The following is a 23,228-nucleotide window of genomic DNA, read 5'->3' as shown; positions in this document are numbered from 1 at the left end:
AAGGAACCTGCTGATATAGCAATTATGAAGCTACTTTTTCTATCGTTATTCATGTTTGTTTAATATTAACAATGGCCATGGGCTAATGTCAAGCTGGTCCTGGTCATTGTTAAAAATAAAGAGAATTTGGATTTAAATAATAGATGAGTAAAATAATAAAGATGGAAACGACAATGAACAAACCACAACCAAAAGCCTTGATCTGTGACAAGACGAAACAGGTTTTGGTGGACATCATCATCTATTTGTATGTTGCGCTTTTCTTTTACACTGCTACAAGCAAGCTGATGGATTATGATAAATCTGAATTGCAGATGTCAAAATCCCCTATTATTACCGATTATTCGCACATACTAGTATGGTTGGTGCCGGTAACTGAAATTATAATTGGCTTGCTATTGGTCATCCCAAAAACTGTACTAAATGGGTTATATGCAGCTTTGATGCTAATGGTTCTGTTTACGGTATACATCTATAGCATTTTGAATTTTAGCAGCTATGTGCCTTGCAGTTGCGGAGGAGTGCTACAGAACATGAGCTGGCAGCAGCATTTTATTTTCAATGTTGTATTTATAGTGTTTGCCATTGTTGGAATCTATTTAAAACTACATATCAGAAAAACCACAAGAGTTTAAAAATATTCATTGCGCAATTGAATCAGGGGAAGCTGAAAACCTGTAACCAATAGAGTAAGCACCTAATTTTAAAAATAAAAAGATGAAAAAATTATTCTTTGCTGCTTTAGTAGCAGTTGCTGCCGTAGGTAGCGCTTATGCATTTCCAGTTTATAATTCAACAGGCACTAAAATCGGTGACTGTATTGAAAACGAGTTGCTAGATTGCAGCACCACTCAGACTCTTTATGATGCGCAAGGTCAACCAATCCCTTCTCAAGACTTACTTGAGCGTCAATTTGTACCAGCTGCTCCAACTCTGTAAGCAACCAACATTTACCAGGGCGATATCGCCCTGGTATTTGATATTTCAGGCAATAAAAAACCAGAATTCAAACATACTCTATTCAATAGACCATCTTTAGTTTATGAACAACTCAATTCAACACAGCTATAAGAAACATATAAGGGCTTCTTTTGGAGTAATTTTATTTGCTTTAGTCGTATTTGTATCAATGTACATTATTTTGCACGAAAATGAATCAGGGCATAATGGATTTAAACGTAAGGTAAAAACGAACCATTGTATTCAACTGAATGAGTTAAATCTTAATTCGGATGGTTACTATTTTTCAGAAATTGCTCAGGGACATATAGCAATGAACAATCTATTTGATGGCGCAAATTTAACATTGCTTTCATATACATTGAATCCAATAAAACAGTATCGTTTTGAGGACTTGCTCGATAGAGGTAGCACTCCAAAACTAACCTATAGCTATTTATATCAAGACAATATTTACGTTTTTGATAGAGTAAATGCAATTTCTATGAGAATAGATACCAAAAATGATAAAGTGAAGAAAACCAAAATAGATAGCTTACCATTTCGAAATGTTGAAATAATCAATAACGATTCCTTCCTACTAATGACCTCAAAATCTAAAGATAGTATGGATGTAAGAGCTATAAAAAAGGTAAATTGGCATGGTAGGGAGGTAGCAAGGTTTATTCCAACTAAACAAAAGGAGAGCTTTTTTTCAACCGATGGGTATTGCGTATATGATAGTAACTCAAATAAAATCATATACACGTACGCTTACCGGGGAGAATTTGTTTGCCTGGACACTAATTTAAAAGTTCTGTATAAAACTCATACAATTGATACAAATAGACTTTCGACAGTAGAATCCCGAAAAAGAAATGCCGTCATAAAAAACCGAGAGGTAAAAGTGGTAACATTAGGTAAACCACCCCGGGTAATTAATAGAAACATTTCAGTTTCTAAGGGGAATTTGTTTATACAATCTTACTTAAAAGCCAGTAACGAAAAGTCAGACACTTACAACAAAGTCTATATAATTGACGTGTATGCCATTGAAAATGGTAAATACCTTTACAGTTTTTACATTCCAAGAATAAAGAATAAGAATTTACTTCGTTTTAAGGTGAGTGACAATAAACTGTTCGCTTTACATGGTAATACTTTAATGGTTTATCGCTTTTCGTAACTAATTCTTACTTTTTTGACCTAGTATCCAAGGTTTTGAGATAAATTATTATTCCTGTTAATCTCATTATCTGGAAGCGGATAATATATATCTGTGTCTTTCCAAGTCGAGCCTTTCAACGGAGATAAAACAACTGTGGCTCTTTCCAAACGTTTTAAATCCAACCACCTATGCCCCCATTCACTAAAAAACTCCAAGCGCCTTTGTTTTTCAATTTCGGCAAGGGCTTGAGTCTGATTTAACCCAGTCAAAGGCACAACAATCCCAGCTCTTTTTCGAATAGCATCAATATCTTCTAAAGACAGATCGACTTTATTCAACATAGCGTTTGCCTCTGCCCTAATCAAATACAATTCAGCTAATCTAATAACCATTGAATATTCAGTGACAGCTACAGAAGTGGTTACGTTAGTTTTGATTTTATATTTGAAAGGATAATAGTACGTTCCTGTTGTATTGGAAAATGAACCTATCCACTTTGTCTTTCTGTTGTCTGTAACATCACTAAAAGCTGTCATAAGTACAGGGGTAAGGGAAACCCTGTTTGGCGTTGCCGTTAAAATAAAATATCCCCCCTCTACAGTATTCCTGCCGTCTGGCGGTATCAATTGCCATATTGCTTCCTTGCTGGTTCTTAAAAATACCTGATCCAGATCAGTCACAAGTGTATATGTTGATTTTTGATCAATTATCTCTGTTGCTTTTGCAATCGCATTGGCCCAATCTTTCGTGTACAGATAAACTCTAGCCAACAACGCTTTTGCAGCTGATCTGTTTGGACGTACTCTCTCTGCAGTTGGGTAATTGTTGCCAAGTAAAGTTTCTGCGTCAACTAAATCCGTTACAATTTGCTCATATACCTTCGTAGTTGACGATCTTGGCGCCTGATCATTAGTCCGATAATCAGTACTAACCATTAAAGGTACATCTCCAAATAAATTGACTAAATAAAAGTAACAAAATGCTCTTGTAAACTTAGCTTCTCCCATTAATTGTTTTTTTGTAGCGTCAGTTACACCTACAGACGAAGGCAGTCCTTCAATCACTGCGTTAGCAGTATAAATATATGTGTATATATTAGTCCACAAACTGCTTATCGCAGTAGAACTGCTGGGAATTTCATTTTGATAAAAGAAGTCAAGTGAACTGATATGGCTCCTGAATTCATCTGCCGTTAAACCAGATAAGTTTGCAACTGAATTTACATCACCAGAAGCAAAACCAGAAAAAGCCATTCTGCTATATATACCAGTAATAGCAGAAATTGCGGTCTCATCATTTTCAAAAACTTGAGCAACGCCAAACTTATCTTTCGGCGGATCAATTTCAAGAAATTTCTTACAAGCAGAATTAAGAGCTATAATTATTAAAAATATCAATAATCCAAGTAATCGTTTCATAGCTAAAATATTTTAAAGTGTAAGTTGTACCCCACCAGTAAATGTTTGCAAAGCAGGTAAAAATCCTCCATTTTGCCCTTCAGGGTCCAACCCTTTATATTTTGTAATTGTAAATATGTTTTGTCCTTGTAAATAAAACTTCAAGTGATTGATTTTTAACCTTTCAACAATATTCTTTGGAAGGCTATATGATAAAGAGAGATTTTTCATTCTTATAAAGGATGAATTTTCGACTGCTAAAGACCCTTCAGTTTTTGCATACATATCAGCAGTTGCTGACGCGCTAAGGGTTGTAAATTTTTGAAATTTTGTATTCTCTCCAACACTTTGCCAACGATCTAGTACTTCAATGGGTTGATTTCCGGTGTTGGCTCTGAATCTACCCGGAGTAGAAGACGGCAGGCCAGTTAAACCTGTTTGTTTAACAAATTGAAAAGAAAAATCCAATTCTATTCCTTTGTATGTAAAGGTATTCTGGATGCCTCCATAATAATTTCTACCAAGAAATTGAATTACATATTTATCGTTATTGTCAAGAATGCCATTATTATCATAGTCTTCTCTAACAAATAAACCTGAATTCACATCTAAATAAGTATTATAGAGTTTTTTAATGTTTAATGGAAAACCAACTTCATAAAAATTAGCATCGGCTCCAGAAGTTTTAAGCCCTGGATAGGACAGCAGCTTATTTTCAGGAATAGTTAAATTTATTGAGGTTGACCATTGTATATCTTGTCGTGCAATATTTTTTGAATTCAACATAAATTCCCATCCAGTATTGCGGACAATTGCAGGCAGATTATCTTGGATTGAAGTAAAACCAATAGACGGAGCTAATTGCCTACCAACTAACTGATTAGTAGACCTATTGCTATAAAAATTAACTTCAAAATTAAGCCTATTGTCTAAAACGCCTATTTCTAAAGCAGCTTCTAATTTTTTGTTAATTTCCCAAGCATAATCTGGGTTAGCTAGGCCTTCCGGCTTTATTGTTGTATTAGCCTGATAAGTAGGGTTTGTTAAATTGTTTCCCCACAGCGATAGATACCCATAATCCCCAATTTGGTCATTACCGGTAATTCCATAACTACCTCTCAATTTTGCGAAGCTGATGAAATATAATCGCTTTAATATGTTTTCATTGCTGATGATCCAAGCTGCACCAATTGCACCGAAATTTGCGAATTGTTTGTCACTTCCAAAACGCGTACTACCGTCTCTTCTTGCCGTGGCATTAACTATATATTTCTCGTTAAAAATGTAATTAAGTCGGCTATAAATAGCGGCGTACCTATATTGCAGATACTGCCTGGAAGAAACTGTTAATAGTGATGCCGAACCTATATTATTTAACAAAGCATCACTCGTATAGCCAGTCCCTGTAATGTTCTGACCATCTGTAACGCTTTCCTGAAAAGTCATTCCAAAGAGAACATCCAATTTATTTTTTCCCAACTTCCTATTCCAATTTATTTGAGGTTCTACTATCCAGGTTCCTATAGAGTTATTTCCAAAACTGGCTGATCTTGGTAACAAATTTGCTGGACTTTGCGTACCTGTAAGCAAAGCGCTATAATTTTTTATTATGCTTGTTGTATACCCAACACTGGTGCTGATTTTAAGATCTGGTAAGAGAGAGTAACTTATCAAGCCGTTACTTATTAGATTATCAGTATCTATTTTAAATGGATTTCTTGTATCTCCAACAGGGTTAAAAAACATAGTATTATTTTGCCAGTTTAACGAGCCATCTGTATTTAACAACGAAGGATAATTTGGAGGGAGGTATATGTAGCTGGTTATATCTGCTGTAAACAAATTACTTTTAGACTTACTATAAGTACTCGATAAATTTGCATTGAATTTCCTATTATCTGAGCTATATTGTAGACTGAAATTTCCAGAAGCCCTTGACAATGATTGGTCGCCTGGAAATACCGTCCCCTCCTTATAATATCCTCCACCTACTTGATATTGAATATTAGGGGTTCCGCCTGAAAGAGATGTTTGAGCATTTGTCAGCGGCGCATTCCCACCAATCAGTTCCTTCTGCCAATTCGTGTAAGCATTCTCATCCCAAGAGCCATTAAGATCATATTGAGTTGCAAATTGCGACGAGGATGTTGTTAGTTTATCGTTAGTAAAATATGCTTCTTTTCTCATTTCTAAATATTGCTCAGTATTCATCAATTTTATTTGCCTGCCTACTCTGGAAATTCCATGACTAATGGAAACTGTGGCTTTTGACTTCCCTGTCTTTCCCTTTTTTGTAGTGATTAATATCACCCCATTTGCTCCCCTAGACCCGTATATGGCAGTCGCATCTGCATCTTTCAACACCTCAATACTCTCTATATCAGCGGGATTAATGCTAGATAAAGGGCTTGGGTTTGGCGTAATTAACTGGCCTACTGTAACCGGAAGAATTGTTGTGGCAGTAAAAGGCACGCCGTCGATCACATAGAAAGGATTATTTCCTTGAGAGATGCTATTCCTTCCTCTTATTTGGACATTAAATCCACCACCAGGAACACCAGTTGTTTGTGTAATTTGGATACCAGGGATATTTGCCTGCATCGTAGCTAGTAAATTACTTACTGGCTGTCTCTCGATATCCTTAGCAGTAATTTTTGAAATGCTCCCAGTTCGTTCTTTATCACTCACTTTATAATATCCTGCATTTATTTTAACCTCTTCCAGATTCGTATTAATTACTTTAAGTTCTATATTTCCTAAATCTGTTTTAACTTTTATCTCCTTCTTCTCATACCCTAAGTAGGAAATTACAATTAAGGCACTTTCATCAATATTTTTTATAAAAAATTCTCCTTTATTATTTGTTGTAGTTGTAATATTGCTCCCTTTGATTCTAACAATAGCCCCTGTGATTGGATTTCCCGCTGAGTCTATCACTATTCCCCTAATATTTATACTGCGAAAAAAAGACGTAGCAATATCAGTTAGCATATTGGCAATTGAGTTTTTTTCACTTTTCAATAAAATTATTTTGGTCTTGCTATCAATTTTGTAATCAACAGGTAGATCTTTCAAGCAAACTTTTAATGCCTCTTCTAAACTTACATTTCGGATGTTAGCGTCAATCTTTGTTTTATGAAAATCAACATCCTTGTACAGAATAGAATATCCAGATTGAGTTTTGATTTGATTAAAAACAGCCTCAATACTTATACCTGATTTAACGATAGTGATTTTTTGACTAAACGATTTTGCACTTACCTGCGCCAGGGCAATGATTAAAATGAATGTGGTGATTTTCATAATCAATAGCAGCTTGTTAGGTAGACTAAAATTTAGTCTACCTAGGTTAAAAGTAGATAATTTCATACTTTTATCGGGTTGGATTAGTTCGTGAATGATTTGAATAAATTAATTTATTCCGATTTTATCGGAAAGGGTTAATCCAACTTTATAGCCGTAGAAGTGTCTTCAGCCCTTCTGCGGCTTTATTTGAACCACCATGTTGCAGTTGTTTATCCTAAGTCATACTTTACTTATTATTTTAGTGTGTTATCCCTGAAAAATCTATTTCGAATTTTCTATTAATCGACTTTTACCTAATGCAATTTTTATCTCTTTCCGTATGGAAGCGCTGGACATTCCATTGTTAATTTTCATAATCAACTTGCCGTTCTTGTCTACCAGCAAAATAAAGGGAATGGAATTAACATTATAATATTTAAACATTGGATTATGCGCAGATTCGTTTCCCGCCGTCAAATGTATATCATCTTTTCCCGTGTATCTCCCGCTTTTAATAGTGTTATACCAAATCTTTTTGCTAAGATCTATACTAACGCTCAACACTTTAAAATCTGAATCTTTCTCAAATTCTGGAAGAATATCGCTATTGAACTGACTGCAAAATTCTGCACAACCTGCACAACCTGTTCCATAAAATTTAATCACAAATACCTTTCCTTTCAGATCTTTTAGAGTTATGTAGTTTCCAGTTGAATCCTGAAAAGAAAACTCATAAACTCTGCTACCTGGCGAAAACAATAGTTCTTTTCTTAAAGCTACAATTAAAAGTGGCTCTTTAATTAAGAGGAGTGCATCTTTAAGACAGGAATCTCTTTCACCAAAATCCTTAATGTGGTTTTGAAGTCGAACCGGAGTAAGAAAGAACTCAGCAATCAATCTATCTCTAAGATCTACACTCTTTATTTCTTTTAAAGCCATGTACCGATCTTTAAATGAAAAATCTTGTCCATCATTTCTCATAAATTGTTCTCTGAAAAGATTGACACTTCGGTTAAATACATAAAGGCTGCTGTATTTTACAAGAGGATGATTTTCATAGCAATGCTCAAGAGAGTCTATTCTTTTTGAGAAATAATAATCCGAAACATATTTTTTTGATTGCGCTGTCTCAACTATAAAATAAGGTTCTGTTAAAAGGCTTATTCCGTTACCAGCTACAAATTCATACTTAAAAAAATCTAATACCTTATTATCTATTTTTCCTCTAAAGCTTTTCAAAAGGTGTTCACTCACGGTATTATTTCTAGAAATATAAGAATAAACTGTGTCCATGTATTCAACTATTTCAGCTTTTGAAGCTTGATTTAAGGCAAGTTTTTTTGAAAGATTAGTCTTTCTAAATTTGCCGATTTTGCTGTATAGCTTTCTCAGTTCCAAATCTAATAAATCCCTCAAAACGAATTTTTCTGAACCTTTACCTAAAAAACTAAATTGCGCTTTTTCACCTTCTGGTTTATAAAAAGTGATTGTTAACCTATCGGTAGGTTCTGTGTAATAAATATTTGAGCTTGTGATATTACCCTTGTAAAAAAATTGTAAGGAAAACCTTGTTAATGGATCTTTAATAGGTAATTTGATTTCAAAATCATTTCCGATCTTTTGAGCAAACATTGACGCTTGTTTAGCCAGAAAAGAAACATTCTGATTTAAATATAGAACTTTAACGCTATCCGGAATTTCAGTTCCTTTAGAAGTTTTTATAATGAACGTAGGCTGTTTATCATTTTCTTTCTGCGCCATTAAAGTAAAATTGCAGAAAATAGGAATAGCAATTAGATATATTAATCTAGCTGTTGTCATAGCTGTTTTTAAGTTTTTAGTACAATTAGTTGACTCGAGAACGCTAAATATCTTTTGGTAAACCTTCCTAGTTTACTCGTTTTTAATAATTATTTTTTTCCCCTCAAGCCTGTAACTTATCTCCGAAAAACTTAATACCTCCAGTGCCTTCTTCAATGTCATTTTCCTTGGTAATTGCCCCCTAAAATTACCCTTCGGAATACCGCCTTCATAAACCACGTCGATATTATACCAGCGTGAAAATTGCCTCATTAATGCTTGAATGCCCACATCATCAAATTGAAAATATCCATTTTTCCAGGCAACGGCTTCATCAGCGTTAACCTTTTTCACTTTAATTTCCGAACCATTATTTACCCCTTGTTCGCCTGGCTCAAGTACGGTTTGATCGGCCTGCAGTAATGGAGCTGTGATACCAACAGAACCCTCAAGCAGCGTTGTTTTGGTCTCTTTTTCGTCGGCATAACAATTAATGTTAAAATGAGTGCCCAGCACAGTTACTTCCTGTTCGGCCGTTTTTACAATAAAAGGCTGCCTTCTTGCCCGCTTTTTCATACCAAACAAGGTTTTAACCTTAGATACTTCGAAATAGGCCTCTCCTATTAACAGCACCCTTCGCTCAGCAAGCCCTTCAAAGGTGGATGGGAACTTTAATGTTGAGCCTGCATTAAGCCATACATTAGTGCCATCAGGAAGAGCAATATGGTACTGGCCGCCTCGTGGCGTATTCAAAGTATTCAATCTTTCCGGTCCCGTTCCCCTCCTGGTTCCTGTTCCAACAAGTTCAAAAATTGAATCAGGCTGACTTGAGGCTAATGCAGAAACTGCGCCTGGATTAAATTGATATAACAACTGACCATCAGCTTGTTTAATTATGGTTACGCCGCGATCAACTGCCAGCTGCCCATTCTTAACATCATTCAATTCGATAGTCCTGCCATTAGGTAAGATTAATGTCGCTTTGTTCGTTCCGGGTTTAATGTCTTTTGCATAAGTGGTGTCAACAGGCTTTTCAAAGGCATTAAATATCCAAAGACCTATCCCTAATACAACCGTTAGTGTTGCAGCCATCGCTGCAATACGTATTGGCCAGTTTGTTCTTTTTATTGCAGACAAATCATCTTCTACAGCTACAACCAAGCTATTTGAACTCTCTTCCAGTTCAGCATCAGAAAGAGAAGCGCCTGTATTGTTGAGAAAATAGTACTCAACCAGGACACGTTCTTCTTCAGTATACTCGCCGGCATGATACTTTTTAAGTATCTCTTCGAGCTCATGTTTTTCCATAGCGTTGTTTATAATTTAATAGTGTAATCGTTTTGGTATTAGATAAGTATTCACTTTTGGTAAATAAATTGTTAAAAAAAAATGAACAGTATTGAAAAAGAGCTTCCAAACTTCCGTTTTAGGATACGTAAAGCGCGTTGAAGGTTAGTTTTAACCGTATTTTCGGGCATGCCCAGCAACATGGCAATTTCCTTCCTTTGCATCTCTTTGTTTCTGCTCAATTCAAATACCTCTCGCATTTTAGGGGGCAAAGCGGCAATCTCATCTTCTATTATAGCCGATAAATTGTTGTGCCGGACCAAATAATCTGTTGTGTTTTCTTCCTCTGAATAAAATGCTGTAAAACTATCCATGTATTTTTGAGATACATTTTGCCTCCTGTAGTAATCAATAAGCCGGCTACGGATAGCAGTAAAAACATGGGCTTCAATATTTTCATTAAAAGCATATTTTAGGCGCTTCTCCCATAAAGAAGTAAAAACATCCTGCGCCAGATCTTTGGCTAAATCTCTATCCTGTACCCTACGATATGCATAGTTGATGATTATGGCATTGTACCTGATTAAAACTTCTTTAAAAGCACCATGATCTCCCTCTCTTAAAAGAAAAACCAACTCTGCCTCCGAAAGATCTTTATATGCCTTCATTTGCGCTCTTTCCTAACCTGAAATAATGTGTTAAATCCCATTACAATATGATAATTTTCGCATTCTTAAATCTTGTTCAATTTATTCATTCAGCGATAAAAACAACCGTTCAAAGCCCATTTACAAGCGTAATACGGCGATATCATCCGGGTAAAAAATTGATGAGCCTGAGCATTAAACAAAGCGTAATAATTAGCTATCTCCCTCATTTTTAGCTTAGTTATTTGTCTGTTATAGTATAAACTTACGTAAAATGTTTTTGTTTAGATTGCAAAAAAGTGATAAAAATCACATTTTTAATTAATCCTTGTTATCTCTATAAACATTTTTAATTAATACATGTTATCCCTATAAATTGACACATTTTTACGTCCCTATTTTATCAGCTATAGACCAAATATTCGCAAATGAGCGCAACAAATTTTGTCTAAAACGGACATTTTTCCAGTTATGTCCTACATCAAAATGAATTTTATTAGCTTCCTCCTTATTTTTAGTATAACCTAACGCTTTTGATAGCTGCCCTACCGGTCCACATATACTTATTTGTTTACTTTATACACAATAAGTTAAATCAAATATACAAACAACAACTTAAACAACCAAATATTTCTCAATAATTAATTTTATGTGTTTTGTTATTAAATTTTGGAGTATTTCGCAGAATTTTGAGGAGAAAAAACATAGCCGCTATCGACTACTTCTGCACCGTATGAGATGGCGATGCTTCTACACAATAGCTATTTACAATAGCTGATATTTTTGGTAAGCAATAACTATTCTACTCCCGTTAGGTTATGATATTGCGCCAATGATAAGTTAAGATAAGAAGCAATTTCTTCGGGAGTAGCCAGTACTTTTACCCAAGGCTGTTTTTCCAGTAGATGGAAATAACGTTCAGCCGGTGTTTTCTTTAAATCCGCCCGGTATTCTTTTAAGTCTTGAATATGCTTTTCTTTAAGCTTTTTGTGAAGTTGAGGGATTTCACCAGGGAATTTCTTTAACATCTGTACCAGCTTGTCCCATTCCAGCTTGAGGAATGTGGAATGCTCACTAGCTTCGATACCATGCCCAAGGTTAAACCGGAATACAAATTGCCCACTATCTATGAAACGGATAACTTTTCTTTTACCATTAACAAGAGCAAATTCAAGCGCATGGCCTTCAGCCAGGAAATGAAGGGGCAATTTTTTATTTCCAAAGCAGATAACTGTAGGTTCCTTAAGCGCATTAGTATTGTTAAGAATGTCATCAAAATTCATAAATCAGTCTTTTTGGTTAGCTGGCACTAAGTTTTAAAGAATATTTGACTTTAGCTGAACACACTTTGGTGTTTTTTGCTGAACGCAATTTTGAAGATAGATGCTTTTCAAAGTGTGCCAAACTGATCAATGTGCTTTTGCATCATGGCTTTATCAGCGGCAGATCTGGCTAGTATTAGTGCCGTTTCAAAATGTGTACGGGCTTTATTGTCATCAATACCAGTATACAGATAGCCCAGCAACGAATAATAAAAATGATAATCCTTAAGGTCCAGCCTTTCTGCTTCTGCTATCGCCTGCTCCTTGCCTCTGGCTTTGGAAAGTGCAAAGGTACGGTTTAACGCTGCAACAGCCGAGTATTGTAATATCAGTAACTGGTTATAAAGCTGCAGAACCTGCTCCCATTTACCAGGTGTATCTTCCTGCTGGGTATGCCAGTAGGCAATCCCTGCTTCGAGGTGATATTTGCTTAATTCCGTTCCAGTTGAGGCTTTGTTAAGATAAGCTGTTCCTTCTGCAATCAATTTCTGATCCCATAGGTGCTTATCCTGATTGTCGTATAAAACCTGTTCACCGGCCCCGTTTATCCTGGCTTCAAACCGCGAAGCATGAAAACACATTAAGGCAAGCAAGGCAGCAACAGCAGGACGGGCGGTATTTACATTATCCATCAGCAAGCGGGTTAAACGCATGGCCTCTGCGCATACCTCTTTACGTAGCGTACTATGTTGTGAGGTAGAATAGTACCCTTCAGAAAACATCAGGTACAGGGTTTTCAATACATTATCCAGCCGTTCCTGAAGATGTGTTATTGATGGTTGCTCAATTTTAATATTTGCCTCCCGCAGCTTTTCTTTGGCTCTGCTGATCCTTTTGTAGACCACTTCCTTATTAGTCAGAAAAGCATCAGCTATTTCATCAAAGCCAAACCCGCATAATAAATTTAAGGCAAGGGCCACCTGCGCATCGCCAGGTATCAAGGGGGTACATACTGTAAAAATCATCGCAAGCTGGCTATCGGCTATGTTTTTTTTCGAGAGATCGATTTCCAGTTCTTCTACCTTTTCTGTACGGTATATCAGTTCTGGCGTTAGTTTTTGTCTAAAAACCGTATTGTGCTTCAGGTAATTTCTTGTTTTATTTTTTGCTACGGTATACAACCAGGCCACCGGATTATCCGGTACACCTTTAAGGCTCCAGGTCTCTGTAGCTGTCAGAAAAGTATCGCTCACCAGATCTTCAGCAACCTCAATATGTTCAATACCAAATAAAGAACAGAGTACCGCAACAAGCTTCTGGTACTCTGTTCTAAATAAATTGGGCAACAAGCCGGTTTCAGACATGGCTTATTTACTGCGGGTTAGGCATTGCCATACGTACCTCAACTGTAGCGCCCCACTGCAAAATAGGGCAGCCTTTGGCAAAATCAACTGCTTCGTCATAGTTTTCGGCTTTAATAATGAGTACCCCTCCTATTGATTCTTTAATCTCGGCATAAGGTCCGTTAATTACGGCATTGCCTTTTTTAACTACCCGGCCATCTGTATCCCAGCGCTGCGGCCTGCTTACCAGTTTGTTCTGCGCCGCTATGCCACCAATCCAATCCTGAAAAGGTTTTATGGCCTGCTGCATTTGTTCGGGTGAAGGGCTTGCATCTTTGCTGCTCATATCCCTGTGAATGACTATTAAAAATTCGTTCATGATTTTCTTTTCTAAATGGGTATAATTTAATAATAATTAACTGAATTGTCCGGCTTTGTAAGTACCAACTGCATATGGAAAGGCTAAATTGATGCGGTTCCAGGTATTGATAGTGGTAATGGCCAAGGTAAGATCTATCAATTCTTCGTCGGTAAACTGCGCTTTTACCAGGTTATAAACACTGTCGGGTACGTTACAGGCTGTAAGCGCTTCGGCCCAGGCAAAAGCTGCCCTTTCACGTTCTGTGTAGTAAGGTGTTTCGGCCCAAGCGCTTAGTCCGTACAAGCGTTGTTCGGTTTCTCCGGCTGCACGTGCATCTTTTGAGTGCATGTCCAAACAATAGGCGCAACCATTGATTTGAGATACGCGAAAATAAACAAGTTCAAGCAGCGATTTTTCTACCGGGCTCTTCTTTAGATAAGCGCCGATTCCAAAAATGGTTTTCATTGCTTCCTGTCCTTTTTGGTGGATGTTAATTCTTTGTTCCATGTTTTTATCTTTGTTTTAAAAACTAATGACAACCAGACTTTCTGCTTTGGACAAAACTTTAAAAATATTTTTTATTCAGGTCTATACTTGCCGGCAACGTACCGGCAGCAAATAACAAAGACCGATTTTTATAATTTTTTAAACCAATAGACAGCCTTGAACTGGCTATGCTGAGCGGGCATAATATTACTAATATTTTTAGCAAAATACATAAGTTATACTTATCTTTGCTATAGATATTAAATACCGTGGAGCAGCTGACAGATAAAAACAGGATCATTCAAAAGTTGCAGCAGGACATCCTCCTGTTACAGGGACTCGTAAAATATCCCGGCAATCCCCATCAGGATATGGGACTGGGTCCAATACAAAATGCTTTTCCCGGCCAGGTATTCCCTACCGCAGCAGTACATGAATTTATAAGCGATAATGGGCCCGATTGTGCCGCTACCAACGGCTTTATTTCAGGCTTATTGGGTAAGCTGATGGACAAGGGCGGAACCTGTGTCTGGATCAGTACCAACCGCAGCCTGTTCCCCTCTGCACTGCCCGTTTTTAACATCCTGCCCGAAAGGATCATTTTTGTTGAGCTCTACCGGCAAAAGGATGCCCTATGGGCCATTGAGGAAGCACTGAAATGCAAGGCGCTGACAGCGGTAGTAGGCGAAATCAAAGAACTGAGCTTTACCGAATCCAGAAGGCTGCAGCTTGCTGTAGAAAAGAGTAAGGTTACAGGCTTTATCCATCGCCACCAGCCCACAGCAGCAAATGCTGTTGCCTGTACCACCCGCTGGAAAATCAGTCCCCTGCCCAGCATTTTGCCGCTGGGTATGCCCGGCATTGGCATCCCCAGCTGGAATGTTGAGCTCCTTAAAGTAAAAAACGGACAGCCCGGCAAATGGCAGGTAGAGTGGTTTGAATACGGTTTCAGGCATCACTCTGTGAAGGAGCAGGCCCTACCGGAAATCCAGAAACTAAAAGCCGGATAATATGCCCCGCTATGTTGCCATATGGTTCCCCGATCTTACCTCAGACTGGCTTATACGCCGCAGGCCTGAACTTAAAGATACTGCTTTTGTTATAGCGGCTTCCGAAAGGGGCCGCGTAGTGGTAAAAGCTGCCAGTAAACCTGCACAGGCCCAGAGCATACGTGCCGGTATGACAGTGGCAGACTGCAGGGCCGTATTGCCTGCATTACAGGTAATTGACGACATACCCGGAACAGCAGAGAAGTTATTGAATGCCCTGGCAGAATGGTGCCTGCGTTACAGCCCCATTGTAGCAGCCGATTTGCCGGAGGGCCTGGTACTAGACAGCAGTGGTTGTGCACATTTGTGGGCTGGAGAGCATGCCTACCTCACAGATATACTTGGCAAACTAGGGGCTTTCGGCTATCATGTAAAAGCAGCCATGGCCGACACCATTGGTGCTGCATGGGCAGTGGCCAGGTTCGGAAAACCCAAGACCGTTATTGAACCAGGCCATCAATCAGATGCCTTGCTCCCTTTGCCCCCGGCCGCCCTTCGGCTTGATCCGCTGATTACAGCACGATTGGAAAAACTGGGCTTATATACCATCGGCAGCTTCATTAAAATGCCCCGGTCTGCGCTGCGCAGGCGTTTCGGCATGCCATTACTCAGCAGACTGGAACAGGCCCTGGGGCAGCATCCAGAAGTAATAGAACCCATAAAACCTATAGCACCCTACCAGGAACGCCTGCCCGTTCTTGAACCCATAAAAACAGCAACGGCAATAGAAATTGCACTTAAGCAGTTACTGGATCTGCTTTGCCACAGACTTGACAAAGAAGGCCTGGGCCTACGCAATTGTACATTTAAGGCCTATCGTATAGATGGCAATATTCAGCAAATTGAGATAGGAACCAACCGAGTTTCTAACCATGCAGCACACCTGTTTAAGTTGTTTGAAATTAAAATTACCACATTGGAACCGGCACTTGGCTTTGAGCTTTTTTTGATAGAAGCTACTAAAGTAGAAGCTATACCTGCAGCGCAGAATGCCTTATGGAATACTGTTAACCAAAACAATGCTGAAGTAGCTGAGCTACTGGACAGGCTGGCCGGTAAGGTGGGCGGCCATAGCATCCGCCGCTATTTGCCGCAGGAACATCACTGGCCGGAACGCTCGGTAAAACCTGCGGCCGATTTTGATGAAAAGCCCGCAATAAGCTGGCCTGAAGATTTACCAAGGCCTGTTCATCTGCTGCCTAAGCCCGAAACCATTGAAGTTACCGTGCCGCTGCCCGATTATCCACCTATACTGTTCCGGTATAAGGGCAAGGTTTTCAAAGTAAGCAAAGCTGATGGTCCGGAAAGAATAGAACAGGAATGGTGGATTGAAGAGGGGCTGTACAGGGATTATTATTGCGTGGAAGATGATATGGGTGGGCGTTACTGGCTTTTTCGCCTGGGCCATTACAACGATAACGACCCTGAATGGTTTATACATGGATTTTTTGCTTAGAAGAACCGCTTATGCAGTACACCGAATTACAGGTAACCACCAATTTCAGCTTCCTCAGGGGCGGCTCGCATCCCGAAGAGCTGGTTAAACAAGCTGCAGCGTTAGGCCATAAAGAAATTGCCATAACCGACCGCAATACGCTTGCAGGTATTGTAAGGGCGCACGTTGCAGCCAGGGGTAAAAACATCCGTGTTATTCCTGCCTGCCACCTTGAATTGCTGGATGGCCCTCCGCTGCTGGCTTATCCGACAGACCGGGCGGCATATTCAAGGCTTTCAACATTGCTGTCTGAAGGTAACCTACGTGCAGAAAAAGGACAATGCCATCTGTACAAGGCCGATGTGTACCGTTATGCCGAAGGCATAAAGTTTATAGCCATAGCACCCATTAACCTGAATAGCGGTTTTGATTTTGACCCTGAGTTTAAACAGGCACTTAAAACATACCGCTGGGCATTAGGTACCCACCTTTACCTGGCAGCAAGCCGCTCTTACCAGGCCAATGACGGCAAACGGCTGTTCCGGCTCTCACAGCTGTCGGATGAACTGAGAATCCCATTGATTGCGGTCAATGATGTGCATTACCACATTCCGCAGCGAAGGGAATTACAGGATATCCTTACCTGTATCCGTGAAAAATGTACCATTTACAATGCTGGTTTCCGCCTGCACCAGAATGCAGAACGGTACCTGAAACCCATTGCAGAGATGCACCGTCTGTTTAGCCAGTACCCGCAGGCCCTTGAGCGTACACAGGAGATTGCCGAAGCATGCCAGTTTTCTTTAGACAGTCTCGAATATGTCTATCCCGAAGAGCTTACAACTGAGGGGCGCAACCCACAACAGGAGCTTGTACACCTTACCTGGCAAGGTGCAAAAGAAAAATTTGGTAATAAAATCCCTCCAGAAATATGCGAAACCATCCGGTATGAGCTGGACTTTATGGAGCGCAAGAACTATGCGGCTTATTTCCTTACGGTATACGATTTTGTGCGTTTTGCCAGGAGCCAGAACATTTTATGCCAGGGACGGGGTTCTGCGGCCAATTCAGTGGTTTGTTATTGCCTGGGGATCACCTCTGTAGATCCCTCCAAGTTTAAAGTACTGTTTGCCCGGTTTATGAGCGATGCCAGGGATGAACCACCTGATATTGATGTAGATTTTGAGCACGAGCGCCGCGAAGAAGTGATGCAATACATCTACTCCAAATACGGGCGCGACCGTTCCGCCATTGTGGCTACAGTTACCCAGGTACATTACAGGGGTGCCGTACGTGATGTGGCCAAGGTAATGGGCTTATCTGTTGATACCATTAACCGCCTGGCCAGCTCGGCATGGGAATTTACAGATGAATGGCACAATGGCAGGACAGTTTCGAGTGAAGGTTTTGATGCCAGCGACCCGCACCTGAAAAAAGTATTGGAGCTTACACAGCAGTATATCGGTTTCCCGCGTCAGCTGGGCCAGCATACCGGAGGATTTGTAATGACCAGGGGGAAAATAACTGACCTCTGCCCTATTTTGAATGCACGCATGGAAAACCGGACCTGCCTGGAATGGAACAAGGATGATATTGAGGCCCTCGGTTTTCTTAAGGTAGATGTACTGGCCCTGGGCATGCTCACCTGCATCCGCAAGGCATTTGATCTGGCCAAACAGCATTATGGGCTGAACCTTACACTGGCCAATGTACCACAGGATGACCCTGAAGTATACGAAATGATCAGTCATGCCGATACTTTGGGCGTATTCCAGATCGAAAGCCGGGCACAAATGTCTATGCTGCCCCGCTTACGCCCCAAATGCTTTTATGACCTGGTTATTGAAGTGGCCATTGTAAGGCCTGGGCCTATACAGGGCGATATGGTACACCCCTATTTGCGCAGGCGCAATGGCGAGGAGCCTATTGAATATCCATCAAAAGAACTGGAAACAATATTGGGCCGGACCTTAGGCGTCCCCCTGTTTCAGGAGCAGGCCATGGAAATTGCCATTGTTGCTGCAGGCTTTACCCCGGCAGAGGCAGATGGTTTGCGCCGCAGCATGGCCACATTTAAATCGCATGGCAAGGTAAGTGAATGGCGCAATAAGCTGGTAAGCGGAATGGTGGCCAAAGGCTATAAAGAGGAATTTGCCCAGCGGGTTTTTAAGCAGCTGGAAGGTTTCGGGAGCTATGGTTTCCCCGAGAGCCATGCCGCCAGTTTTGCCCTGCTGGTTTACATCTCCTCCTGGATAAAATGCCATTACCCCGATGTATTTGCTACCGCTTTACTGAACAGCATGCCTATGGGTTTTTACCAGCCTGCACAGATTGTGATTGATGCCCGGAAACATGGGGTTGAAGTACGGCCTGCAGATGTCAATCATTCTTCCTGGGACAACCTGCTGGAAACCAAAAGTGGCAGGTACCACCCAATAAGGCTTGGCTTCAGGCAGATTAAAGGCCTGAACGAAGAAGAAATGCAGGTTTTGCTTGCAGCCCGGCAATCCCCTTTTACCAGTATCCATGCCCTGCTGAATGCCGGGGTCTCCCTGGCAGCTTTGGAAAGGCTTGCCGATGCCGATGCTTTCCGCTCACTGGGGCTGGACAGAAGACAGGCGCTTTGGGAAGTATCGGCGCTTAGCGATAGCCCTGTGGGCATGTTTGAGGGGCAAGTCCAGGAAAGCAGGCACGAAAAAGAGGTCGGATTGCCCGTCATGAGCTTATCTGAACATGTTGTGCAGGACTATAATTCGACAACACTTTCCCTTAAGGCCCATCCGCTGAGTTTTGTACGCGAAAAACTGAACCTGCTTAAAGTACTGCCCATTAGAGAACTCGACCAGCATGCCGATGGTGATATTGTAAAGGTATCGGGACTGGTGTTGGTAAGGCAAAGACCGGGCACCGCCACCGGAGTCTGCTTCATTACCATTGAAGATGAAACCGGTTTTGCCAACCTGGTTGTCTTTAAAAAATGGTTCGACAAATACCGTAAAGAGATTTTAAGGGCTAAACTTTTAATGGTTGAAGGAAAGCTGCAACGGGAAGGTGAAGTAACACATGTTGTGGTTACCTGTTGTAGTGACCAGTCTGCTTATCTGAATGCCCTCACCGAAGTGGAAAACAACGGCAGCGGGATATTTCATGAGGGACGAAATTTTAAATAGCGGTTCAGGTCATCTTCAATAACAAATCAGTTGAAGCCTTCATTGCTAAGCGTATATTTTGTCAGGTCAATTCCAGATACTTTGATTACTCCCTGCCGTATATTTTCACGCGTAGCAGCCAATGCAGCGGTATTTCCACTTTTAATCTGGTTCTGATTACCATAAGTAAAAAGCATAGCCATATAAGCCAAAGTTTCAGACATTTCCTGTTTTTGCGCGTTCGTAAATTTCGACAAAGTTGCATTGCCATTCATAACGCTATGGATTTGCTTTCTGAAGATCTGAATGCCTTCGGGATATTTTGAGGCATCACTACCTTTAACCGCCTGCCAGGAAAGAACTATAAATGCGGTAAAAACATCGGGCATATTATGACTGTTGAAACCGTATGGCTTGAGCACTTTATCGAATTCATCAAGAAAGTTTGCTTTTTCAATTATTGCAGCAGCAGATTTAATTTTATCCTTATCTCCCTTTGCAGCCAGCGATGCGATCAATTCCAATACCTTATTGTGTACTTCAGGGGTGGAAACGAAGTTCAGGCTGGATTTTGCCGTGTTTACAGCAGAAGGCCTGCTTTTCATGCCGCGCTCAATTGCCCCTTTGGTGGTCAGGAACATGGCATTGTTAAAAGCCCCCTGGTACATCAAGCCAGGGTTACCAATCTGCGCAAGCGTCTTATTGCCTGCAATCAGCGCAATAACAACTAGTATAAGTACTGTTCTTAAACTTTTCATACATACAGTTTCATAGGTAGAAGTTACGAGCAATGATTATGCCTACTTTAAAAAAAATACTTAAATTACATTACCAAATATTAATCTGAACGAATGAAAAATTTTGACTGGACCCGTTTTACAAAAAGAATTGCTGTTAAAGCACCACTAAGTGCAATTTATGCCGCCTGGACTACACCAGAAGAACTGGAAAGATGGTTTTTAGAAGAAGTAAAATTCTACGATCTGGATAAGAGCCGCACCACAAACCAACAAGGTGCTGAAACCGGCTTTACCTACAAATGGAAATGGCACATCTATGATGACCTGATGAAAGGGAGGATACTGGAAGCAAATGGCAAGGATTTTTTCAGCTTTACTTTTGAAGGGGAATGTATTGTAGAGGTAAAGCTGACCACAGAACGTGATTACACCATTGTAGAACTTACGCATAAAAATATTCCTACAGATGATGAATCCAAGCAGTACATAAGGTTGGGCTGCGCCTCTGGCTGGACGTTTTACCTGATCAACTTAAAATCTGTTTATGAGGGTGGCCTGGATTTGAGAAACAAGGATGAAAATCTCGAAATCATGATCAACAACTAGGTAAAACTATAATAATCTATCTTTAAATCAGCATACTAAATAATTTATGAATTAATAATTTGCAGAATAAATGGCGTAATCCTATATTTGCACCACTTTAACGGAAACGATAAAGTAAACAGTTCAAATAGAACGATGATTCCGTAGCTCAGCTGGTAGAGCATTACACTTTTAATGTAGTGGTCCTGGGTTCGAATCCCAGCGGGATCACCAGAAACAAAAAGCCTTGCAATTCAATAATTGCAAGGCTTTTTATTTTTAATTTGTCAATCTCACTGCTTTTTCGGCAAAATATTGTTCGAGATAAGATTTTACCAAAGCCTTTTTTGCGGGATCATCAATAAAATGATAAAGGGGAACCAAACGATCGCCAAAAACACCTATAAACCGAGCCTTATCTTCTGTGGCAGTTGAGCGCCAGTTTGTAATATTCAACATTAATCTATTATTTATAATTTCAGTTTGCAATTTGCTCATGTCACCTCCAATAGAGCTATAATAGATTTGGGCTGAAGAATTAGCATTTAAGTCGCGTAAATTCACCTCATCCAGATAACCCGTCGGTAAGCCGAATGTTCGTTTTAGCGCATAGCGTAACCCTTCCATAATGATATTTTCTCTATTGACCTCCGGTGCTACTGCCTGATACACAACATCAAATTTTGCCCCCATTTCTATCCCGGCTAGCACATGTGTACCATATTTGTGAACGAGCTCGCTGGCGCTTAATAGTATCATATCGCGCTTAAAACCAGCTGTTAAAAAGTTATTTACAGATTGCTCATAATAAAATGAATATCTTCTCCATACGGCATAATTGGAATAATATCCATAAATATACTTTTTATCTGTGACGACGGTTCCGGGAAATGTTTTCTCGATGGTATTTCCAAAAAGCTTCAAACCTCTGGTTTCTTTATATGAATTAGAAAATTTCTCTGCGAGCTCTACCGCATTTTTAGCTTGAATGGTTTCCCATGATCCGTTAGTACTTCTATTAACGTTAATTTTTTGGGGTCCACTAGCTGCATAAGCTAAAACATCAACAACACTTGCCCTTACAGATTCCTCATCATTGAACTTATCTGCAACATCGTATCCAAACCCTAGAAAATTATAGGTTTCAGGCCTTTCATACAGGGGTTTGCTTTCTTGGGTCGCTCCCTTAACCACCAGTTCAATATCCCTGGCTAAATTCTCTTGCTCATCGGGTTTTGCAATTTCATCAGATTTCTTCTTGCAGGAAGCAATCATGGCAAAAACTGCCATAAAGAGGATTGTTTTTTTCATTTGATTTATATTTGTGTGTGGTGTTTTTTCGTCAAATTTTATGCCACTTCAATAAAAAAGAATCTGTCGGAAAAAATGGTACAACGGACTCCTTGATTCTTATTTAACAAGATATCTAATCGCATAAATGATGAAATTAGGTACTGTTCCAATAAGTTCTAAAGCCGCGGCGAACAAGGGCAGGATCAAGTATGCCCAAATTGGATATTTAAATTTTGTAGTGGTGTTTTTGAGCAAACTTTGTATTGCCGGAAGCACTTTGTCCCTGTAATGCCATAGTATTAAAAAAGTCAATACCAGATAAAACGAAAGCCTGGTTGTGAATTGAGTATAAAATCCCATAAATGTAATATCCCAGACCAGTATATTTAACCAGATAGGAATGGCCATAAATGCCCCTAAAATAACTGTACGGTTGTATAACATCAGCAGGGCCGTTAAAATCTGGGAAAGCCCTATGAATGATTTAAATGGCTCATGGGCGGCCAAATACCAGGACACCTTAAACAAACCAACATCCTTTAGCGGAAGTTGCATAGTCTCATTTGAGACGCCAAATTGGTTGCCTGTTAATTTAGCAAAACCATAGCTTAAAAGGATAAAGGCAAGCAATATCCTTGCACTAAGTATAAAATAATCCCAGAATTGTTCTTTAGATGGTATCGTCATTCTATTCTTAAATATTTTTCGGTTATGGTACGGTCTATCCCTGCAGCTGCTACTTTTCTACTCCTGTTTGAATCAAAGTATCGTTTTGGATGCTTACCTTAAAATTTAAAGTTTTACCCTCCCAGTTTTTATCCTTATAAAAGTCTAAAAACTCATCAAAATGATTGCTACTGTCTCTGACTGTTTCCAGCTCATGGTTTAAGAAAGCAAAATGGGTATCGTTGATAATCTTTATCATACGCCTGCCTTTGGTATAATCTGTTTCAGTACGTTGCCCGTTTTCAACCGTGGTAGCAGACAGCAGTTGTAAATTAT

20 protein-coding genes and 1 tRNA gene are annotated in these 23,228 nt (G+C 39.7%); 8 read left to right on the top strand and 13 right to left on the bottom strand.

What is annotated here, in order from left to right; translation table 11 throughout:
• Positions 1 to 161 precede the first annotated feature (161 nt).
• The 3 genes from B9A91_RS19075 to B9A91_RS19065 all read left to right on the top strand — a co-directional run bounded on the left by B9A91_RS19075 (position 162) and on the right by B9A91_RS19065 (position 2,125).
• Positions 162 to 635 carry a DoxX family protein gene (locus B9A91_RS19075; RefSeq protein ID WP_235012603.1) on the top strand — a complete coding sequence of 158 codons (474 nt, stop codon included), beginning with the start codon at positions 162 to 164 and terminating at the stop codon, positions 633 to 635.
• 82 nt (positions 636 to 717) lie between these two features.
• The gene (locus B9A91_RS19070; RefSeq protein ID WP_084240614.1) at positions 718 to 939 is read left to right on the top strand and encodes a hypothetical protein; all 222 of its coding nucleotides are present in this window, start codon (positions 718 to 720) and stop codon (positions 937 to 939) included.
• A 103-nt stretch (positions 940 to 1,042) separates the two neighbouring features.
• On the top strand, positions 1,043 to 2,125 hold the full coding sequence (locus B9A91_RS19065; protein ID WP_144008998.1) for a hypothetical protein: 1,083 nt from the start codon (positions 1,043 to 1,045) through the stop codon (positions 2,123 to 2,125).
• Between the two features lie 20 nt (positions 2,126 to 2,145).
• Here the strand turns inward: B9A91_RS19065 and B9A91_RS19060 are convergent, their stop codons facing one another.
• The 9 genes from B9A91_RS19060 to B9A91_RS19020 form a co-directional block, all read right to left on the bottom strand.
• Positions 2,146 to 3,525 (bottom strand): RagB/SusD family nutrient uptake outer membrane protein, encoded by a 1,380-nt coding sequence (locus B9A91_RS19060; protein ID WP_084240612.1) that lies wholly within the window; start codon positions 3,523 to 3,525, stop codon positions 2,146 to 2,148.
• A gap of 12 nt (positions 3,526 to 3,537) precedes the next feature.
• Positions 3,538 to 6,807: a SusC/RagA family TonB-linked outer membrane protein gene (locus B9A91_RS19055; RefSeq protein WP_159451743.1), complete on the bottom strand. Its 3,270-nt coding sequence runs from the start codon at positions 6,805 to 6,807 to the stop codon at positions 3,538 to 3,540.
• A 264-nt stretch (positions 6,808 to 7,071) separates the two neighbouring features.
• Positions 7,072 to 8,610: a TlpA family protein disulfide reductase gene (locus B9A91_RS19050; RefSeq protein WP_084240610.1), complete on the bottom strand. Its 1,539-nt coding sequence runs from the start codon at positions 8,608 to 8,610 to the stop codon at positions 7,072 to 7,074.
• A 72-nt stretch (positions 8,611 to 8,682) separates the two neighbouring features.
• Positions 8,683 to 9,897, bottom strand: a complete 1,215-nt coding sequence (locus B9A91_RS19045) for a FecR family protein (RefSeq protein WP_084240609.1) — start codon at positions 9,895 to 9,897, stop codon at positions 8,683 to 8,685.
• 71 nt (positions 9,898 to 9,968) lie between these two features.
• On the bottom strand, positions 9,969 to 10,544 hold the full coding sequence (locus B9A91_RS19040; RefSeq protein WP_084240608.1) for an RNA polymerase sigma factor: 576 nt from the start codon (positions 10,542 to 10,544) through the stop codon (positions 9,969 to 9,971).
• A gap of 776 nt (positions 10,545 to 11,320) precedes the next feature.
• Positions 11,321 to 11,806, bottom strand: a complete 486-nt coding sequence (locus tag B9A91_RS19035; RefSeq protein WP_084240607.1) for a cyclic nucleotide-binding domain-containing protein — start codon at positions 11,804 to 11,806, stop codon at positions 11,321 to 11,323.
• Between the two features lie 107 nt (positions 11,807 to 11,913).
• Entirely contained in the window at positions 11,914 to 13,149 is a 1,236-nt protein-coding gene (locus B9A91_RS19030) for an RNA polymerase sigma factor (protein WP_084240606.1), read from the bottom strand.
• 7 nt (positions 13,150 to 13,156) lie between these two features.
• On the bottom strand, positions 13,157 to 13,507 hold the full coding sequence (locus B9A91_RS19025; RefSeq protein ID WP_084240605.1) for a YciI family protein: 351 nt from the start codon (positions 13,505 to 13,507) through the stop codon (positions 13,157 to 13,159).
• A gap of 36 nt (positions 13,508 to 13,543) precedes the next feature.
• A complete protein-coding gene (locus tag B9A91_RS19020; RefSeq protein ID WP_084240604.1) occupies positions 13,544 to 13,996 on the bottom strand; it encodes a carboxymuconolactone decarboxylase family protein in 453 nt (150 codons plus the stop codon).
• Positions 13,997 to 14,244: 248 nt separating this feature from the next.
• On the opposite strand from B9A91_RS19020, the gene B9A91_RS19015 reads away from it, so the two are divergent.
• From B9A91_RS19015 to B9A91_RS19005, 3 genes are read left to right on the top strand one after another with little or no spacing between them, the layout of a single operon-like run.
• On the top strand, positions 14,245 to 14,985 hold the full coding sequence (locus tag B9A91_RS19015) for an ImuA family protein (RefSeq protein ID WP_200815695.1): 741 nt from the start codon (positions 14,245 to 14,247) through the stop codon (positions 14,983 to 14,985).
• 1 nt (position 14,986) lies between these two features.
• The gene (locus B9A91_RS19010) at positions 14,987 to 16,480 is read left to right on the top strand and encodes a Y-family DNA polymerase (protein WP_084240603.1); all 1,494 of its coding nucleotides are present in this window, start codon (positions 14,987 to 14,989) and stop codon (positions 16,478 to 16,480) included.
• A gap of 11 nt (positions 16,481 to 16,491) precedes the next feature.
• Positions 16,492 to 19,629, top strand: coding sequence for an error-prone DNA polymerase (locus B9A91_RS19005; RefSeq protein ID WP_084240776.1), 3,138 nt, complete (start codon positions 16,492 to 16,494; stop codon positions 19,627 to 19,629).
• Positions 19,630 to 19,655: 26 nt separating this feature from the next.
• Here B9A91_RS19005 and B9A91_RS19000 read toward each other — a convergent pair whose 3' ends face one another.
• Positions 19,656 to 20,366 (bottom strand): DUF6683 family protein, encoded by a 711-nt coding sequence (locus tag B9A91_RS19000; protein WP_084240602.1) that lies wholly within the window; start codon positions 20,364 to 20,366, stop codon positions 19,656 to 19,658.
• Positions 20,367 to 20,459: 93 nt separating this feature from the next.
• Between B9A91_RS19000 and B9A91_RS18995 the strand changes: the two genes are divergently transcribed.
• Positions 20,460 to 20,954 carry an SRPBCC family protein gene (locus tag B9A91_RS18995; RefSeq protein ID WP_084240601.1) on the top strand — a complete coding sequence of 165 codons (495 nt, stop codon included), beginning with the start codon at positions 20,460 to 20,462 and terminating at the stop codon, positions 20,952 to 20,954.
• Between the two features lie 137 nt (positions 20,955 to 21,091).
• Positions 21,092 to 21,167 (top strand) — tRNA-Lys (locus B9A91_RS18990).
• A gap of 45 nt (positions 21,168 to 21,212) precedes the next feature.
• Here the strand turns inward: B9A91_RS18990 and B9A91_RS18985 are convergent.
• The 3 genes from B9A91_RS18985 to B9A91_RS24030 all read right to left on the bottom strand — a co-directional run bounded on the left by B9A91_RS18985 (position 21,213) and on the right by B9A91_RS24030 (position 23,151).
• Positions 21,213 to 22,244, bottom strand: a complete 1,032-nt coding sequence (locus B9A91_RS18985; RefSeq protein WP_084240600.1) for an MAC/perforin domain-containing protein — start codon at positions 22,242 to 22,244, stop codon at positions 21,213 to 21,215.
• Between the two features lie 99 nt (positions 22,245 to 22,343).
• Positions 22,344 to 22,913, bottom strand: coding sequence for a hypothetical protein (locus B9A91_RS18980; protein ID WP_084240599.1), 570 nt, complete (start codon positions 22,911 to 22,913; stop codon positions 22,344 to 22,346).
• Positions 22,914 to 22,962: 49 nt separating this feature from the next.
• A complete protein-coding gene (locus tag B9A91_RS24030) occupies positions 22,963 to 23,151 on the bottom strand; it encodes a hypothetical protein (protein WP_144008997.1) in 189 nt (62 codons plus the stop codon).
• Positions 23,152 to 23,228 lie beyond the last annotated feature (77 nt).

The sequence above is a fragment of the Pedobacter africanus genome, from assembly GCF_900176535.1.
GTDB classification, from domain to species: Bacteria; Bacteroidota; Bacteroidia; order Sphingobacteriales; family Sphingobacteriaceae; genus Pedobacter; species Pedobacter africanus.
Note: the sequence above shows the minus strand (reverse complement) of the source record. Positions and strands in the feature narration are given on the sequence as shown.

Bases quoted from the DNA above. Each gene is read 5' to 3' on its own strand.
- B9A91_RS19075 (WP_235012603.1), top strand. From the start codon at position 162: ATGGAAACGACAATGAACAAACCACAACCAAAAGCCTTGATCTGTGAC.
- B9A91_RS19070 (WP_084240614.1), top strand. From the start codon at position 718: ATGAAAAAATTATTCTTTGCTGCTTTAGTAGCAGTTGCTGCCGTAGGT.
- B9A91_RS19065 (WP_144008998.1), top strand. From the start codon at position 1,043: ATGAACAACTCAATTCAACACAGCTATAAGAAACATATAAGGGCTTCT.
- B9A91_RS19060 (WP_084240612.1), bottom strand. From the start codon at position 3,525: ATGAAACGATTACTTGGATTATTGATATTTTTAATAATTATAGCTCTT.
- B9A91_RS19055 (WP_159451743.1), bottom strand. From the start codon at position 6,807: ATGAAAATCACCACATTCATTTTAATCATTGCCCTGGCGCAGGTAAGT.
- B9A91_RS19050 (WP_084240610.1), bottom strand. From the start codon at position 8,610: ATGACAACAGCTAGATTAATATATCTAATTGCTATTCCTATTTTCTGC.
- B9A91_RS19045 (WP_084240609.1), bottom strand. From the start codon at position 9,897: ATGGAAAAACATGAGCTCGAAGAGATACTTAAAAAGTATCATGCCGGC.
- B9A91_RS19040 (WP_084240608.1), bottom strand. From the start codon at position 10,544: ATGAAGGCATATAAAGATCTTTCGGAGGCAGAGTTGGTTTTTCTTTTA.
- B9A91_RS19035 (WP_084240607.1), bottom strand. From the start codon at position 11,806: ATGAATTTTGATGACATTCTTAACAATACTAATGCGCTTAAGGAACCT.
- B9A91_RS19030 (WP_084240606.1), bottom strand. From the start codon at position 13,149: ATGTCTGAAACCGGCTTGTTGCCCAATTTATTTAGAACAGAGTACCAG.
- B9A91_RS19025 (WP_084240605.1), bottom strand. From the start codon at position 13,507: ATGAACGAATTTTTAATAGTCATTCACAGGGATATGAGCAGCAAAGAT.
- B9A91_RS19020 (WP_084240604.1), bottom strand. From the start codon at position 13,996: ATGGAACAAAGAATTAACATCCACCAAAAAGGACAGGAAGCAATGAAA.
- B9A91_RS19010 (WP_084240603.1), top strand. From the start codon at position 14,987: ATGCCCCGCTATGTTGCCATATGGTTCCCCGATCTTACCTCAGACTGG.
- B9A91_RS19005 (WP_084240776.1), top strand. From the start codon at position 16,492: ATGCAGTACACCGAATTACAGGTAACCACCAATTTCAGCTTCCTCAGG.
- B9A91_RS19000 (WP_084240602.1), bottom strand. From the start codon at position 20,366: ATGAAAAGTTTAAGAACAGTACTTATACTAGTTGTTATTGCGCTGATT.
- B9A91_RS18995 (WP_084240601.1), top strand. From the start codon at position 20,460: ATGAAAAATTTTGACTGGACCCGTTTTACAAAAAGAATTGCTGTTAAA.
- B9A91_RS18985 (WP_084240600.1), bottom strand. From the start codon at position 22,244: ATGAAAAAAACAATCCTCTTTATGGCAGTTTTTGCCATGATTGCTTCC.
- B9A91_RS18980 (WP_084240599.1), bottom strand. From the start codon at position 22,913: ATGACGATACCATCTAAAGAACAATTCTGGGATTATTTTATACTTAGT.
- B9A91_RS24030 (WP_144008997.1), bottom strand. From the start codon at position 23,151: ATGATAAAGATTATCAACGATACCCATTTTGCTTTCTTAAACCATGAG.